9 protein-coding genes are annotated in these 16,106 nt (G+C 38.7%); 5 read left to right on the top strand and 4 right to left on the bottom strand.

All coding sequences use genetic code 11. From position 1 onward, the window contains the following. Positions 1-65 precede the first annotated feature (65 nt). Complete coding sequence (locus AA977_RS06800; RefSeq protein ID WP_064435063.1) at positions 66-1,163, bottom strand: NAD(P)-dependent alcohol dehydrogenase; 1,098 nt, start codon at positions 1,161-1,163, stop codon at positions 66-68. Positions 1,164-1,432: 269 nt separating this feature from the next. Next, entirely contained in the window at positions 1,433-2,575 is a 1,143-nt protein-coding gene (locus tag AA977_RS06795) for an alanine dehydrogenase (protein ID WP_064435062.1), read from the bottom strand. 209 nt (positions 2,576-2,784) lie between these two features. Here AA977_RS06795 and rocF point away from each other — a divergent pair, with 209 nt between their 5' ends. Beyond that, positions 2,785-3,753, top strand: a complete 969-nt coding sequence (gene rocF / locus AA977_RS06790) for an arginase (RefSeq protein ID WP_064435061.1) — start codon at positions 2,785-2,787, stop codon at positions 3,751-3,753. A 556-nt stretch (positions 3,754-4,309) separates the two neighbouring features. After that, complete coding sequence (locus AA977_RS06785) at positions 4,310-6,835, top strand: TonB-dependent receptor family protein (RefSeq protein WP_064435060.1); 2,526 nt, start codon at positions 4,310-4,312, stop codon at positions 6,833-6,835. A 902-nt stretch (positions 6,836-7,737) separates the two neighbouring features. Here AA977_RS06785 and AA977_RS06780 read toward each other — a convergent pair. Continuing rightward, entirely contained in the window at positions 7,738-8,445 is a 708-nt protein-coding gene (locus tag AA977_RS06780; protein WP_064435059.1) for a M48 family metallopeptidase, read from the bottom strand. Then, positions 8,445-11,417: a type I restriction endonuclease subunit R gene (locus AA977_RS06775; RefSeq protein ID WP_064435058.1), complete on the bottom strand. Its 2,973-nt coding sequence runs from the start codon at positions 11,415-11,417 to the stop codon at positions 8,445-8,447. The genes AA977_RS06780 and AA977_RS06775 overlap by 1 nt, the downstream gene beginning before the upstream one ends. Positions 11,418-11,487: 70 nt before the next feature. Here AA977_RS06775 and AA977_RS06770 point away from each other — a divergent pair, with 70 nt between their 5' ends. The 3 genes from AA977_RS06770 to AA977_RS06760 all read left to right on the top strand — a co-directional run bounded on the left by AA977_RS06770 (position 11,488) and on the right by AA977_RS06760 (position 16,018). Beyond that, complete coding sequence (locus AA977_RS06770) at positions 11,488-13,941, top strand: type I restriction-modification system subunit M (RefSeq protein WP_064435057.1); 2,454 nt, start codon at positions 11,488-11,490, stop codon at positions 13,939-13,941. A gap of 86 nt (positions 13,942-14,027) precedes the next feature. Beyond that, positions 14,028-14,804, top strand: a complete 777-nt coding sequence (locus AA977_RS06765; RefSeq protein WP_064435056.1) for a hypothetical protein — start codon at positions 14,028-14,030, stop codon at positions 14,802-14,804. Beyond that, the gene (locus AA977_RS06760) at positions 14,792-16,018 is read left to right on the top strand and encodes a restriction endonuclease subunit S (protein ID WP_080472380.1); all 1,227 of its coding nucleotides are present in this window, start codon (positions 14,792-14,794) and stop codon (positions 16,016-16,018) included. The genes AA977_RS06765 and AA977_RS06760 overlap by 13 nt, the downstream gene beginning before the upstream one ends. Positions 16,019-16,106: the final 88 nt, after the last annotated feature.

The raw sequence follows: 16,106 nt of genomic DNA, 5'->3' as shown, positions 1-16,106 counted from the left end.
TACCAAAACGCATGGTTTTTGTCAGAACAGACAGAAAAAACCCCTAATTTAGGGGTTTTAGGGGATTATTTCTTAAAATTTTCCATGGATTTTTTCATATCAATCACGTAGCGGAAATTCCCTTGCCCGTTTAAGAGTTTGTCCCAAGTCGCATCAATTTCTTGACCGGTAACCAGCTCAATTTCAGGGTAAATGCCATGTTTGACAGAAAAATCCATCATTTCTTGGGTTTCTTTCACGCCCCCAATCCAAGAGCCATAAACCTTATGATTGCCTGAAAACAGCACCAAATCGCCAAAATCCAAATTCCTTTGCGGATCTTTTGGGGGGATACCCACAATCGCTACTTCACCGCCATATTTCAATAATTTCGTGTAAGCGAGCAAATCATATTGCGTGGGAATGCTAGAAATGATTAGATCAAATTTTTCTTTGCATTCTCCTACGCTTGTATAAAAGCTGGTCGCGCCCAGTTTTTGAGCCATTTGCTTTTTCTTGTCATTCCTTGCAAACACGCTCACTTGCGCTCCCATAGCCACGGCGTATTTTAAAGCCATATGCCCCAACCCGCCAAAACCAGCGATGCCCACTTTAGAGCCTTTAGTAACTTTAGAAAACTTCAAAGGCGAATACACGGTAATGCCCGCGCAAAGCAAGGGGGCTGCTTTATCTAATGGGGCTTCTTTAGGGATGGAAATCGCAAAGTTTTCGCTCACCACGATATTGTTAGAATACCCGCCATAAGTAGGCTCATTGTTGTGGAAAGAATCTTCCCAGCTGTAAGTATAAACGGTTTTGTTGTTTTCACACCATTGTTCTTGGTGTTCATGCTTACAAGCATGACACTCGCCGCAAGAATTTACCATGCAACCCACTCCAGCATGATCGCCTACTTTGAACTTCGTTACTTTAGAGCCAACCGCGCTCACCACCCCAGCAATCTCATGCCCAGGCACCATAGGATAAATTCCAGGCAACCAATCGCTATGAGCGAAGTGAATGTCTGTATGACAAATTCCTGAAAAATGGGTGTCAATGACAACATCGTATTCACCCATGGCATGGCGGCTATGCTCCCATTCATGGAACTTCCCGTCTTTGCTGTCTATCGCAAAACCTTTAAAAGGCACTCGTTGGCTGTTGCAATTGCAAGTATTGCCCATAAAAACTCCTTAAAACATCAAAATAACATTCAGTCTTATTTGTAGTTTTAACAACAATGAAAAAAGGGATTTTTGTGTGTTTCTGTAACCGTCAAACAGGTTCAAAAGAAGAGTGTTTGTGTGTTTCTGTAACCGTCAAAAATTTAACAAAAACTATTAAAGGCTAAATGTGAAAGGATTTTAAGGGATTTATGCTTAAAGCTTTCTTAAGCTAAAAAACCTTTTCTCTAAAACAACCTTAAACCTTTGCTCTTTTTTAAAACTTGTTTTCAAAGCTCCTTTAAAATGTCTGAAGGCGATTTGAACGCCACGCCAAAAGCCTTAGCGATGCCTTCTTGGGTGATATAGCCGTTATAAGCGCTCAAGCCTCCAAGCGTGTTCGCCACGATTTTAGTGTTAGCTTTTAAAAAGCCCTTCAAGCCATGCTCTAAATAATACAATAAATACGGCACGCTCGCATGACTATAAGCCATAGAGCTTGTTTTAGCGACAATCCCTGGCATGTTCGGCACGCCATAATGCAACAAATCTTCTTCCACATACACCGGGTTAGAATGGCTTGTCTGGTGTATGGTCTCTATGCAACCCCCTAAATCGCAAGCCACATCAATGACCACCCCTTGTTTTTGCATATGCTTCAAATGCCTTCTTAAAACCACTTTAGGGGTTTGGCTCGCTGTAACTAGCACCGCACCCACTAGCCCCACCGCCCCCTTTAAAGCGTGGGTAATATTGGCTTCATTCACGCTCAAAACTTCCAAATCATACAAATGATAATAGGGGTGGTTTTGCAATTTGGCGTAGTCTAATTCCAAAATCGTTACTTTAGCCCCCATTTGGCTTAAGACTTTCGCGCTCTCCATGCCAACCACACCGCCTCCAATTACGATGATTTTAGCCCTTTGCGCCCCCGACAAACCCCCTAGCATGACCCCCTTACCCATAAACCCCTTAACATGCTCTAAAGCCAATAAATAGTGTTGGACTAAATGCGCGGCCAACCTCCCAGCCACCACGCTCATAGGCACTAAAATAGGGTAGTCGTTTTTAGGCCCGGCAATGGTTTCGGTGCAAATAGAAGTGATTTTTTTATCTATAAACATTTCGCACAAGCTTTTTTGATACGCTAAATCCAAGTAGCTAAACAGAGTCGCTTTTTCTTTCAACAAAGGGTATTCATGCTCTAAAGGCTCTTTGCATTTGACCACCAAATCCTGCCCCCACGCTGTTTTAGAATCCACGATTTTAGCCCCCACGCTTTCATACGCTTCATTACTATAGCCGCTATTAGCGCCGGCGTTATCTTCCACTAAAACCCCAACGCCCTTTTGAGTGAGTAACGCCACATCATCAGGCACCAAAGCCACTCGTGATTCTAAATCCATGCTCTCTTTGACTAGCCCAATATCCATTTTGTATCCTTTTAAAGAATAGTGTTAATTATGATTATAGCCGCTCAATGAGACTATTGTAGTGTCTTTCTTTTAAAACCTCAAACAATCTTACTCTTTTACACAATGAAATGATTTTTGTTTGTTATTTGTTTATTTATTGATAGTTAATTGTTAATCTAATTTTAGAATGGAGAAAATATGAGTTAGGACTTTAAAGGAGTAATCAAATGATTTTAGTAGGATTAGAAGCGGAGTTAGGAGCGTCAAAAAAAGGCACCGATACAGGCGTTAGGCGTTTGAGAGAGGCTTTAAGCCTAAAATATAATGATTTAGTGGAAAACATGCAAATGATCATTCAAGAGCGTTGCGTGCTTTATAAAGAATTTAGATACGCTAAAAATTTTGAAGACTATTATGTGTTTTGCAAAGAAAATCTGATCCCTTGCATGCAAGAAGTGTTTGAAAAAAAAGATTTTCCTCTAATCTTAAGCTCAGAGCATGCGAACATGTTTGGGATTTTCCAAGCGTTTAGGAGCGTTCATAAAGACAAAAAAATAGGGATTTTGTATTTGGACGCGCATGCGGATATTCACACGGCTTATGACAGCGATTCAAAACACATTCATGGCATGCCTTTAGGCATGGTTTTAAATCGTGTCCGTAGCGGGTTTAACCACATGAATGAAAGCGAAGAAAAGGCATGGCAAAAGCTTTGCTCTTTAGGGTTAGAAAAGGGGGGCTTAGAGGTTGATCCTAAATGTTTGGTGTATTTTGGGGTAAGAAGCGTTGAACAAAGCGAAAAAGATGTGATTAAAGAATTAGAAATCCCTTTATTCAGCGTGGATACGATAAGAGAAAACATACAAGAAGTGGTAAAAAAAACCAAAGAGTTATTGAAAGCGGTGGATATTATTTATCTTAGTTTGGATTTGGACATTATGGATGGCAAGCTTTTCACTTCTACCGGCGTGCGTGAAAACCATGGGTTAAGTTTTGATGAGTTAAGACAATTACTGGGCATGCTTTTAGAAAGCTTTAAAGACAAATTAGGAGCGGTTGAGGTTACCGAATACAACCCTACGGTGAGCGTGAAACACGCTAGTGAAGAAGAAAAACAGGTTTTAGAAATACTGGATCTCATCATCAATCGCTGTAAAATTAAAGATAAAAAGCGATCTTTCAGCATTAATCGCTGATCGTTTTTAAATAAACGATAGCGGCGAATGAAAATAACAAGTTAAAAAACTTGAAAAATGAGATCTAAAACAAGAGAAAAATTAGTGCAAAAACCCTTTTGATATTTTTTGATCGTTATTAGAATTTTAAGACTGAATGTTGTAATACACGCAAACACAAAAAAATAATAATAGCATTTTGGCTCTTTGAAAGAGTTTAAAATCAAAGCTTAGATGCTTATGGGTTTTGTTTGATAGGGGGCAGTGTTTAGACAACAAGTTGAGATCGTTCAAATATTAGGCATCAAAACACCTTGCATATTTTATGCACTTCAAACCGCATGCAAGCTAGTTTGAGCGTCAAGGGTGGGTATTTTTGCGATAAAACTAAACAAATCAAAAAAAAAAAAAAGATTTTCTTGCGATTAATAAAAATTTAAGAATTTTATGATAAAATTCCGTGCGTTATTAAGTTTCTTTAGTTTTTATTACCTACGACTGCTATTTGCGTTGGCGTAATTTTACTTAGGAAATTTAAACCATTTTTAAATCTCTCAAAACACATAAGGAGTTTGCGTTGCATAAAAAAGTTCTGTTGGCTTTAACTGCCAGCTTGATTTGCCAAGAGTCTTTGTTCGCTAAGGATAAAGACTACACTTTAGGCAAGGTTTCTACCGCTGGGAAAAAGGATAGATCCGATTATTCTGGTCAGGTCAATTTGGGTTATAGCGGGATTACCGCTCCTAAGAGTTGGCAAGATGAAGAAGTGAAAAAATACACAGGAAGCCGCACGGTGATCTCTAATAAAGCGCTCACCCAACAAGCCAACCAAAGCATTGAAGAAGCCTTACAGAATGTCCCGGGTCTGCAAATCAGGAATGCCACCGGTGTAGGGGCTATGCCCACTATCCAAATCCGTGGCTTTGGAGCGGGCGGTTCAGGGCATAGCGATGCAACGCTGATGCTGGTTAATGGTATTCCTGTGTATATGGCCCCCTACGCTCATATTGAGCTAGATATTTTCCCTGTTACCTTTCAAGCTATTGATCGCATTGATGTGATCAAAGGCGGAGGTAGCGTGCAATACGGGCCTAACACTTATGGAGGTATTGTCAATATCATCACTAAGCCTATCCCTAACCAATGGGAAAACCAAGCGGCTGAAAGGATCACTTATTGGGCTAAGGCTAGAAACGCCGGGTTTGCCGCTCCCCCTGATAAAACCGGCGATCCTTCTTTTATCAAGTCTTTAGGCAACAACCTCCTCTATAACACCTATGTGAGAAGCGGAGGGATGATCAATAAGCATGTGGGTATCCAAGCGCAAGCTAATTGGGTTAGAGGACAAGGCTTTAGGGACAATAGCCCCTCTAGTATTTCAAACTATTGGCTGGATGGGATCTATGACATCAATGAAAGCAATGGGATTAAAGCCTATTACCAATACTACGATTTTGCTATCGCCCAACCGGGATCACTCAGCGAGCAAGATTACAAAATAAACCGCTTTGCTAATTTACGCCCCTTAAACCAAAAAGGCGGGCGCTCACAACGCTTTGGGGCTGTGTATGAAAACCGCTTTGGGGATTTAGACAGAGTGGGCGGGACTTTTAGCTTCACTTACTACGGGCAATTGATGACTAGGGACTTCCAAGTAAGCTCTAGCTATAATAGCGCCAACATGGTTACTTGTTTTAGCGAAGCGGCATGCAGGGCGGCGGGACTTCCGGCAGGATACAACTTGGCTGTGCCTTATTATGCCACCAACTACAATGGCTGGGCAGAAGTAGAAAACCCTGTGCGTTCCATCAATAACGCTTTTGAACCTAAAGTGAATTTGATCGTTAATACCGGGAAAGTCAAGCAAACCTTTATCATGGGCTTGCGTTTCATGACCACCACCTTTTTGCAACGCCAATACTTAAACACCAATGAATGCGCTACCAAAACGAGCGGTGAAGGGGCAGGCTTCTTGTGTGAGGGCCCTAACGTGATGAGCGGTTGGCAGCCTCACATCAAGCATGGCGTCTATAGAAACTGGAATAACTGGCGTAACAATTACACAGCGGTTTATTTGAGCGATCGCATTGAAGCTTGGGACGGGCGCTTTTTCATCGTGCCTGGCTTGCGCTACGCTTTTGTGCAATACAACAACGAAAATGCGTCTGATTGGATGCAAATCCCTGAGAAAGATTTAAGAAAAATCAAGCACATGAACAATTGGATGCCCTCAACCAATATTGGCTTTATCCCTGTGCAAGGCGATCACAATGTGCTTACTTACTTTAACTACCAACGCTCTTTCGTCCCGCCTCAATTAGACGTTTTGAGCTATGGAGGAGCGGAGTATTTCACCCAACACTTTGACACGGTGGAAGCAGGAGCGCGCTACACCTATAAAGATAAATTTAGCTTTAATGCGGATTACTTTAGGATTTGGGCGCGCGATTTTGCCACTGGGCAGTATTCTATTTATACAAGTGGCCCTATGAAAGGCAATGTGCGCCCCATTAATGGTTATTCTCAAGGCGTGGAGCTTGAATTGTATTACAGACCCATTAGAGGGTTGCAATTCCATGCCGCTTTCAACTACATTGACACTCGTGTAACCAGCCATGGCCCTTTAACAGACTTGAATGGCGATGTGCTAAAAGGGACTAGCTACAACAAACATTTCCCTTTTGTAAGCCCTTACCAATTCATTCTTGACGCTCGTTACAATTGGCATAAAACCACCATTGGTATTTCTAGCTATTTTTATAGCCGCGCTTATAGCGGGATTAGCAACAGCGCAGCAGGAGGCTATTACGGGATGCAATACTATAGTGGGGGGAATAACTATGAAAGCGTTCTTAATAGCGGTTATCAGTGCGAAGCTTGGTGTATGACCCAACATGAAGGGCTTTTGCCTTGGTATTGGGTGTGGAATATCCAAGTGAGCCAAATTTTCTGGGAAAACGGGAGACACAGAGTTACAGGAAGTTTGCAAATCAATAATATCTTCAACATGAAGTATTATTTTACTGGGATTGGTTCTAGCCCTGCAGGCTTGCAACCTGCACCTGGAAGATCGGTTACAGCGTATTTAAACTACACTTTCTAAGGCTTAAAAAAAAAAGGGGGGGGGGTTATTTGCTATGATGAGTTACTAAAAAGTTTCTCTTTATAGTGGCTAAAATTATAGCGGCTAAAATTCCAACAAACCCACCGCAAAAACCCCTATCCTTTAGGTAAAATATAAGTGCATAGCCGTTTAGGTCATTCAAGTTAAGAAATTAATTTTTTAAGATAATATCCATGCAAACAAAGCCCTTCGTGTTAGCGTTTGTTAGAACGCTTGAGAAGATCCTTTTAAGATGTGCTTTTATCATAAATATTGATGATGAGAAACAATGCTATCACAAAAGAGCGGTGCATAAAATGATTCAAGAATAAACGAACTGCAGCAGAAAGGATTCAAAAAGGTTTTAAAAACGCATGTTTTAGCGTTTGATTTAAAGATTAAGGTTTTAAAAAAGAATATAGCGAACTTTTTAAGAAAGGATAAAGACAATTAGAATGATTGGGGTTTGAAAACGCTCGCAAGAGCGTTTGTGTTAGCCGTTTTAAAAAAAAACACGCTCGCACAAATCCACAAAGCGACAACTCCCAAGCGATAACCCCATGGGGTGGTTTAATCACTCCTTAACAGAAACCCCAATCGTCTTTAGCGGTTGGGATGAATGCTACCAATTCGTGGTATAATATCTCCATACATTCGTATTTAGCGCAGGAAGTGTGCAAAGTTACGCCTTTGGAGATATGATGTGTAAGAGGGAATGCGTTGGAGCTCAAACTCTGTAAAATCCCTATCGTTAGGGACATAGAGTGAGAACCACACTCTCCCTCAACATCAGCCTAGGAAGCCCAATCGTCTTTAGCGTTTGGGCGCTTCACTCTGTTAAGGATATAGAGCGTTTGAAGTGTCAGATTTAGCGATTTTTGCTGAGATGATGAAACCTTAATTTAACAGTGCTCCAAATAAGTTTCTTTGAGGCTGGCCTTAGCCCTTTGCCAATGGGGTAAATACAAACTCAGCAAATCTCTAAAATATTCGTTATGGTGGCGCGCTTTTAAATGCAATAACTCATGCACAACCACATATTCAATGCCTTCACTAGGCGCTTTAACCAATTCCAAATTAAAAAGTAAGGTGCGTTTAAGAGCGTTGCAACTCCCCCATATCCGTTTCATTTTTTGGATTTTAAAGCCCTGTATGCTTTCGTTTAAAGCTTTTTCGTATTGGTTGATGTAAGTTTGTATTTTTTCTCTTAAAACTTGTCGGTAATAGTTTTCTAGCGCTTTTAAGCGGTTTTCTAAACTTGTATTTTGACGGACATGCAAGATTAAATGCGTGGGGCTTTGGAGGACAAAGTGGTTTTTTTGAGTGTGTTCAATCTTTAACAAATAGCGTTTCCCAAAAAGGTAATGGCTTTCTCTTTCTAGCATTTCTCTTTGGCTTTGTCTGTTTTGGTTTAAAAAATTTCGTTGCTGTTCTTTTATCCAAGGGAGCCGTTTGATCAAAGAAAGCTTAAGGCCCTCATCATTTAAAGCTAGGGGGCAAGACACATGCACAGAGCCGTTGGGCGGGCAAACGCTAATGTGCAAATGTTTAATAGCCTTTTTTTCTATAACGATATGGGTATCGCTTAAAGTCAAATGATAAACATTCATTAATGATACTCATCTATGTGTTTGGCTAAATTAAAGATGTTTTCTAACAAAACCTCATCGCCTATGATTTTTCTCAAAGCGTTTTTAAGGCTTCTTTCTTTGACAGAATGCCCCACCCAATCAGCTTTTTTATGACCCCTTATACACTCATCTATTTTTAAGGCTAAATTTTCATTTTGCCCTGAATTATCATAGAGGGTTTTTAAAGCCTTAGTGTCAATGCTTATAGGGTAGTCTTTGTCTTCTTTATGAATAACTTGTTTGGCTAAATCTTGGATTTGTCGCAAGTATTCTAAATAGTTTAATTTCTTTGCCCTAAATTGTTCGATCAAGTCGTTTAAAAGCAAAGACAATTTTTCATAATGCTTGGGATCGCTCGCTTCTTTTTCTATAATGCGTTTTTTGATGTTGTTGGCGATGGCTTCTGCCATAGAGCTTTTATTTTTAAACGCTAAAGACAACCCGTCATTAAAATCATTGATGTCTATTTGGGTTAAAACTTCGCACAACCCTTGATCTTCTATTTGGAATAGCGTCTCGCTGTCCGTGGCTTTAATATAAGCGTCTAAGATCCTATGCATCTCTTCGCTATAACTTTTTAAATCCACGCTATCCCCACTGCTCAAGCCAATCGTTTTTTGCAACTTCCTATAAAACTCCGCTTCTTGTTTGATGGTTTGCATTTCTTCTTTAGAATAGATGGGCTTTTCTAAATTATTCAACTCCACAAACATTCTTAAAAACGCGCCAACAAGCTTATAAAATAATTGCCTTTTTTGAACGCTTTCTTCTGCATTATCCCCACAAAAATAAGCGATATAATCCTCTTCATCTTTTGGCTCTTTCACGCCTTCACAAAGCGTGTTTAATTGCTCTCTAGCTTCTTGTAATTTTTTCTTAATCTTTTGGGCTTTGTCAGAGATAAGCCCTTGAATGTCTTCTTTTTCATAGTTTTCAAACGCTTTATTGGTGTAATCGCTGTGCGCTTCTTGTAGGCTATGAAACAAATCTTTATAGTCTATGATACAGCCAAAATCCTTATCTTCGCTATCCAGCCTATTCACCCTGCACACCGCTTGAAAAAGCTTATGGTCTTGCATTTTTTGATCAATGTATAAATAAGTGAGGCTTGGTGCATCAAAACCGGTCAATAGCTTATCCACCACGATCAACAGCTTCATTCTAGAAGGCTCTTTAATAAAACGCTCTTTAACTTTTTCTTCAAACTCTTTATTTTTATTAAGGGCTTTTTGCGCGTCTTTTTCATCAAAAAAGTTTTGCAGCATTTTGCAATAAGTGCGGTATTTGTAACTCTCTTCATTCTCACCGCTCCCGCAATCTTTAAGATCAGCGATGGTTGGCTCATAGCTTGTGATCACAGCCACCTTATCCTTTAAGTCTGTTTCTAAAAAGAGTTCAAAATACTGGCATGCGTTATACACGCTTTCAGCCACCAGCATGGCATTCCCCTTTTCATTTTTTAATCGTGGGAGTTTTGCCATATCTAATACAATATCTTGCACAATACGAGCCAATCTGTCTTTAGTGGAAAAAACCTTTTGCAAATTAACCCATTTCTTTTTAAGCTCTGCTTTAGCCGCCTCATTCAAGCCTTGGGTTTTGCTGTCAAAATATTCGTCTAGCTTTTTGGGGCTACTGACATATTGATCCACGCTCCTGGCTTCATAGCATAAATCTAACACCACCTTATCGCTAACGGCTTCATTGAATTTATAGCAATGGATATAATTCCCAAACACTTCTTGGCTTGTCTTTTTATCATGCTTCAATAAAGGCGTGCCGCTAAAGGCTATAAAAATCGCATTAGGGAGCAGGCTTTTCATGGCTTTATTCAATTTACCGCTTTGGGTTCTGTGGCATTCATCCACTAAAACAACCCATTCTTTTAAAACGGGTTGTTTTTTCAAGTATTCTAAGTCATTGTCGTTAAACTTATGGACAAGCGAGCAAACCAAAAACTCCTTATTTTCAAACAACACGCTCAGTAAATCCTTCTTGCTGTCTGTGCGATAAATCTCTTCGTCTACCCTGCTAAACACGCCATGGATTTGAGCGTCTAATTCCGTTCTGTCTGTAACGATTAAAATCCTTGCTTGCTGGATATTGCTTCTTAACCATTGAGCGAGCCACACCATGGTAAGGCTCTTGCCACTGCCTTGCGTGTGCCAAATGATCCCCCCTTCTTTTCTTTTGATAAATTCTTGCGTTTTTTTAATTGCAAAATATTGATGGAATCTGGCGCATTTCTTTTGCCCCTTATCAAAAATCAAAAAATCATGGATAAATTCCAAAAACCTTTCTTTTTTTAAAAAGCACTCAATCGTCTCAAACAAATTGTTTTGAACGCCCTCTTCTTTCCAAGAAAGGTAGTATTTTTCCTTAGTCTCTATGACGCCATATCTTAGCCCTTGACTTTCATTACCGGCCATAACCAACTGGATCGTTTTAAAAAAATCTCTAATAAATTCTTTCTTTTGGTTGTCTAAATTTTGCCGGATACCGCTTTCTACGCTCACGCTGGATTTTTTCAATTCCAACACCCCTAAAGCGATCCCATTAACATAAAGCACCATATCCGGCCGCTTGATATTTGGCCCTTTAACGCTCACTTCTTCAGCCACGCTAAATTCATTTTTAGAAACATCTTTCCAATCAATGAGCCAAGTCGTTTGGGTGTTTTCATTCTGGCTTTTAGTTCTCACGCCATAAATCAAAAGGTTGTAGAATGCTTGATTCGCTTCGTATAAATCGTTTTTTAAAGCGTTGTTGATCTTCTGTTCAATTTGATGCCATCTTTCAGGCTCAATTTTTTGATTTTTAACCAACCATGTTTTTAAGGTTTCTCTATTAATGTTTTCATTATCGCTCTTTGTTAAATCCCCTAAATACGCATAGCCCATGCTTTTAAAAGTTTCTATAACTTGATTTTGAACTTCTCTTTCTGTTTTCATCACAAACCCCTTAAGAACGCTTTTTGTAACGCTTTATATTATAATCCTAAAAACAAAATAAGGCGGTTAAATGGCGATCAAAAAAAGCGAATTGTATAGCTCCTTATGGGCTGGGGCGGATAGTTTAAGGGGCGGAATGGATGCAAGCGAGTATAAAAACTATGTTTTGAACTTGCTTTTTTTAAAATACATCAGCGATAAGGCCAAAAACAATCCTGATAGCGACATCATCGTCCCACAAGGGTGTTTTTATGAAGACATTCTCGCTTTAGAGGGCGATAAAGAAATAGGCGACAAGCTCAATAAAATCATTGCAAAGATTGCAGAGCAAAACGATTTATTAGAAGGTGCAATTGACAGCGTGGATTTTAACGATAACACCAAGCTTGGCGAGGGTAAGGCGATGGTGGACACCCTTTCTAATTTGGTTAAAATCTTTGCTAATTTAAGCTTAGGCACGCATGGGGCTTTAGACGATGATTTATTAGGCGACGCTTACGAATATTTAATGCGCCATTTTGCCAGCGAATCCGGTAAATCTAAAGGGCAGTTTTACACCCCTAGCGAAGTTTCGCTACTATTATCCCTTTTGCTTGGCATTGATAAAAACACCAGGCAAGATAAAACCATCTATGACCCCGCTTGTGGGAGCGGTTCGTTGTTATTAAAAGCTTCTAGTTTGGCCGGTGAAAAAGGCTTGACTATCTATGGTCAAGAAAAAGACATTTCCACGACAGCCCTTTGTAAAATGAATATGGTTTTACACAATAACGCCACTGCTGATATTGCTAAAGGAGGTTCTAGCACCCTTTCTAACCCTTATTTTCTTGAAAACGGCATGCTAAAAACCTTTGATTATGTCGTGGCTAACCCCCCTTTTAGCTTGAAAAACTGGACTGACGGGCTAAGCATAGACCCTAAAAGCAAGCAAGTCATTGATGATAATTTCAATCGCTTTGAAGACGGCACGCCCCCTGAAAAAAATGGCGATTTTGCTTTTTTGCTCCATATCATCAAATCTTTAAAAAACACAGGCAAAGGGGCGGTGATTTTGCCTCATGGGGTGCTATTTAGGGGGAATGCTGAGGGGTTGATTAGAAAAAATATTTTAACCAAAGGCTACATTAAAGGCGTGATAGGGCTAGCCCCTAATCTTTTTTATGGCACTTCCATTCCTGCATGCGTGATCGTTTTAGACAAAGAAAACGCGCACGCCAGAAAGGGCGTTTTTATGATCGATGCGAGTAAGGATTTTAAAAAAGACGGCAATAAAAACCGCTTAAGAGAGCAAGATGTCCAAAAAATGATAGACACCTTTAAAGCGAAAAAAGAAATCCCTTATTATTCCAAAATGGTGAGCCTAGAAGAAATTAGCGCTAACGACTATAACTTGAATATCCCGCGCTACATTGTTGCTGAGCAAGAATTAGAAAAAGACTTGTTCGCTTTAATCAACAGCCACAAAGCCAACTATTTACCCAAAAACGAAATTGAAGCCTACGCCCCTTATTTTAAAGTGTTTAAAGAGCTTAAAAACACGCTTTTTAAAAAGAGCGATAAAGAGGGTTATTACGCTTTAAAAACAGAATGCGAAAACATTAAAGATTTGATCATTGAAAGTTTAGAATACCAAGCGTTCCACGCTTCTGTTTTAAACGCTTTTGACCGATTGGAACTATTGACAACTTTTAATGATTTAGAGCCAGGTTTTAACCCAAAAACCCTCATAGAAAGTGTTTGTTCAAAGGTTTTACAAGAATTTGAAAAAGTGGAAATTTTAGACCAATACGGCGTGTACCAACTCTTTAAAGATTACTACAATGAAGTCTTGCAAGACGATTGGTTTCTTATCTCACTCAATGGCTTTGAAAGCGCTAAAGGATTAAGAAAATTAATCCCCCTAAAAGACAAAAACAAAAAAGCCAATTATTTAGAAGAGCCGGATTTTGTCATTCAAAAAACCTACTATAAAAGCGATCTAATCCCTAAAAGTTTGATCAAACAACGCTTTTTTAAAGAAGAAAGCAATATGTTAGAAGAATTAGAAAACGCCCTTAATGAAAGCGTGGCCAACTATGAGGAATTCATAGAAGAGCATTCCAATGAAGAAGGGCTTTTTGATGAATTGAAAGTCAATGAAAGCGTTTTGAAAAAAGAGTTAAAAAACGCCACCGACCCAGAAGATGAACAAATCCTAAAAACCGCTTTAAGAATGCTAGAAGCGAAAAATAAAGCGCAAAAAGCGAAAAATAAAGCTGATGAGGCGCTGGAATTAAAAGCGTTCCACCAATACGAAAAGCTTGAAATAGAGGCAATTAAAGATCTCATCATCAAAGACAAATGGCTCAAGCGCTTGAAAAACGCCCTAGAAGATAAGATTTTAAAACGCATCAACGCTTTTTCTAGCGCCCTTAATGCAATCATTGCAAACTACTCCAACAGTTTGTTAGAATTAGACAAAGAAGTCAAAGAGAGCGAATCAAAAGTTTTAGAGCATTTGAAAGATTTAGGGTTAATGGGGTGATATTAAAAAGTTTGGAGTGCCTTTTGACTAGCGTATCCTCGCTATGAGACCCCCAAACTAAAAACGATTATAGCACAGGAAATTTAATGGAACTTGAAAATGAAGTTTTTAATCGTATTTTAAAGCATCTAGCCCTAAAAAACCCTCACGCTTTCAAAAATAAGGGTTTAGACAAATTGAAAAAATCTATTAGCGTGTTACACTACGACTACCTCATAGGCGCTAGCAAGGAATTAGGTATCGTGTTGCAAAAATACCCTAATAAAGAAAATGAAATCAACAACCTCTTTGATTTTTTAATGCACTTTTACAACAAACGAACCAAAACGCACCACATGCTTTTTTTATGGATACATTTTTTTGAAACGGCTTTGCGCTCTAAAATGGCGGTTATTTTGGCTCAAAAACACAGCAGTAAGGATATTGACGATTGGTTTTTATCTAAAAAGCTTAGCCATAAGATCGAGCGTTTAAAACACACCCACCATTTAAAAAGCTTAGAAGGATACAATGGCTTTCAAGTCTTAAACTTATTCACTCTTGGCGCTTTAGAAACCATTATTAAAATGCATTGGAGCGATTTTAAACCCTTATTTGCAGATTACAAAACATACAACGAACATGTTTTGCCAGCCTATGGCACTTGGGATCATTTTTTAAAAGCTTTCAGCTTGATACGAAAAGCTAGGAATGACTTATTCCACAACAACCCCTCTAAAATCAAAACAAGCTCGCTAGTTAAAAACATTGAAATTTTACTATTAAGGCTGGATTTTAACCCTAAAGATGCCTTTCATAACACCCTAAAATTAGATCAAACTATGGCTTTTAAGATGATTCAGGAGAACGCATGGACGCGCTAACAACGCCCTTAAATTGGGAAAAAATAAGGCTTGGGGATATATGCGAAATTGTCGGCGGAGGCACACCTAGCACTCAAATAACATCATTTTGGAATGGTAATATTAATTGGTTCACGCCTACAGAAATAGGCATAACAAAATATGTTTATAAAAGCCAGCGAACAATCACGCCATTAGGATTAAAAAAGTCAAGCGCCAAACTTTTACCTATAGGAACAATTTTATTAACAAGTCGTGCTAGTATTGGAGATTGTGCTATTCTTAAAGTGGTAGCTACAACAAATCAAGGTTTTCAATCGCTGATACCATTAGAAAAAATCAATAACGAATTTTTATATTATTTAACTCTAACACTAAAAAATAAATTATTAAAGTTGGCAAGCGGTAGCACTTTTTTAGAAGTTAGCCCCAACAAAATTAAAAATTTACTAATATCCCTACCCCCCCTAAACGAACAGATCGCTATCGCTAATGTTTTAAGCGGTGTGGATCGTTATCTTTATGCATTAGATTCCCTCATTCTCAAAAAAGAGAGCGTTAAAAAAGCTTTAAGCTTTGAATTATTGAGCCAAAGAAAACGCTTGAAAGGTTTCAATCAAGCTTGGGAAAGAGTAAGGCTTGGGGATATAGGAATAACCATAGGTGGATTAGTAGGAAAAACAAAGCAAGATTTTATCAATGGCAATGCTAAATATATTACATTTTTGAATGTTTTAAATAATATTATAATAGATACTTCTATACTAGAAAATGTAAAAATATACCCAAACGAAAAACAAAATTCCTTTAAAAAATATGATTTATTTTTTAATACTTCTTCAGAAACTCCAAAAGAAGTAGGCATGTGTGCCGTGCTTTTAGATGATATAGACCAAGTTTTCTTGAATAGTTTTTGTTTTGGTTTTAGAATATTTGACAAGGCAGTTGATAGCTTGTTTTTATCATACTTAATTAATAGCGAAATAGGCAGAAAAGCTTTTGAGAGTTTAGCGCAAGGTTCAACACGATACAATCTATCAAAGAGTGGTTTTAATAATATTTGTCTTTTTTTACCCCCCCTAAACGAACAGATCGCTATCGCTAATGTTTTAAGCGCTTTAGACAATGAAATCATTAGCCTTAAAAACAAAAAACGCCAATTTGAAAACATCAAAAAAGCTTTAAACCACGATTTAATGAGCGCTAAAATCAGAGTCTTAAAAAATAAAACCTAAAAAATGCTAACAGCATTTTTTACAATCAAATAATAAAGAGCTTGATTTTAATCAAGCGATAGCCTCTAAAAAAAGCGGTCTTGGGGGG

Origin of the sequence: Helicobacter pylori (assembly GCF_001653455.1) — a bacterium.
GTDB lineage: Bacteria > Campylobacterota > Campylobacteria > Campylobacterales > Helicobacteraceae > Helicobacter > Helicobacter pylori_A.
This window is presented reverse-complemented; position numbering and strand designations above follow the sequence as displayed.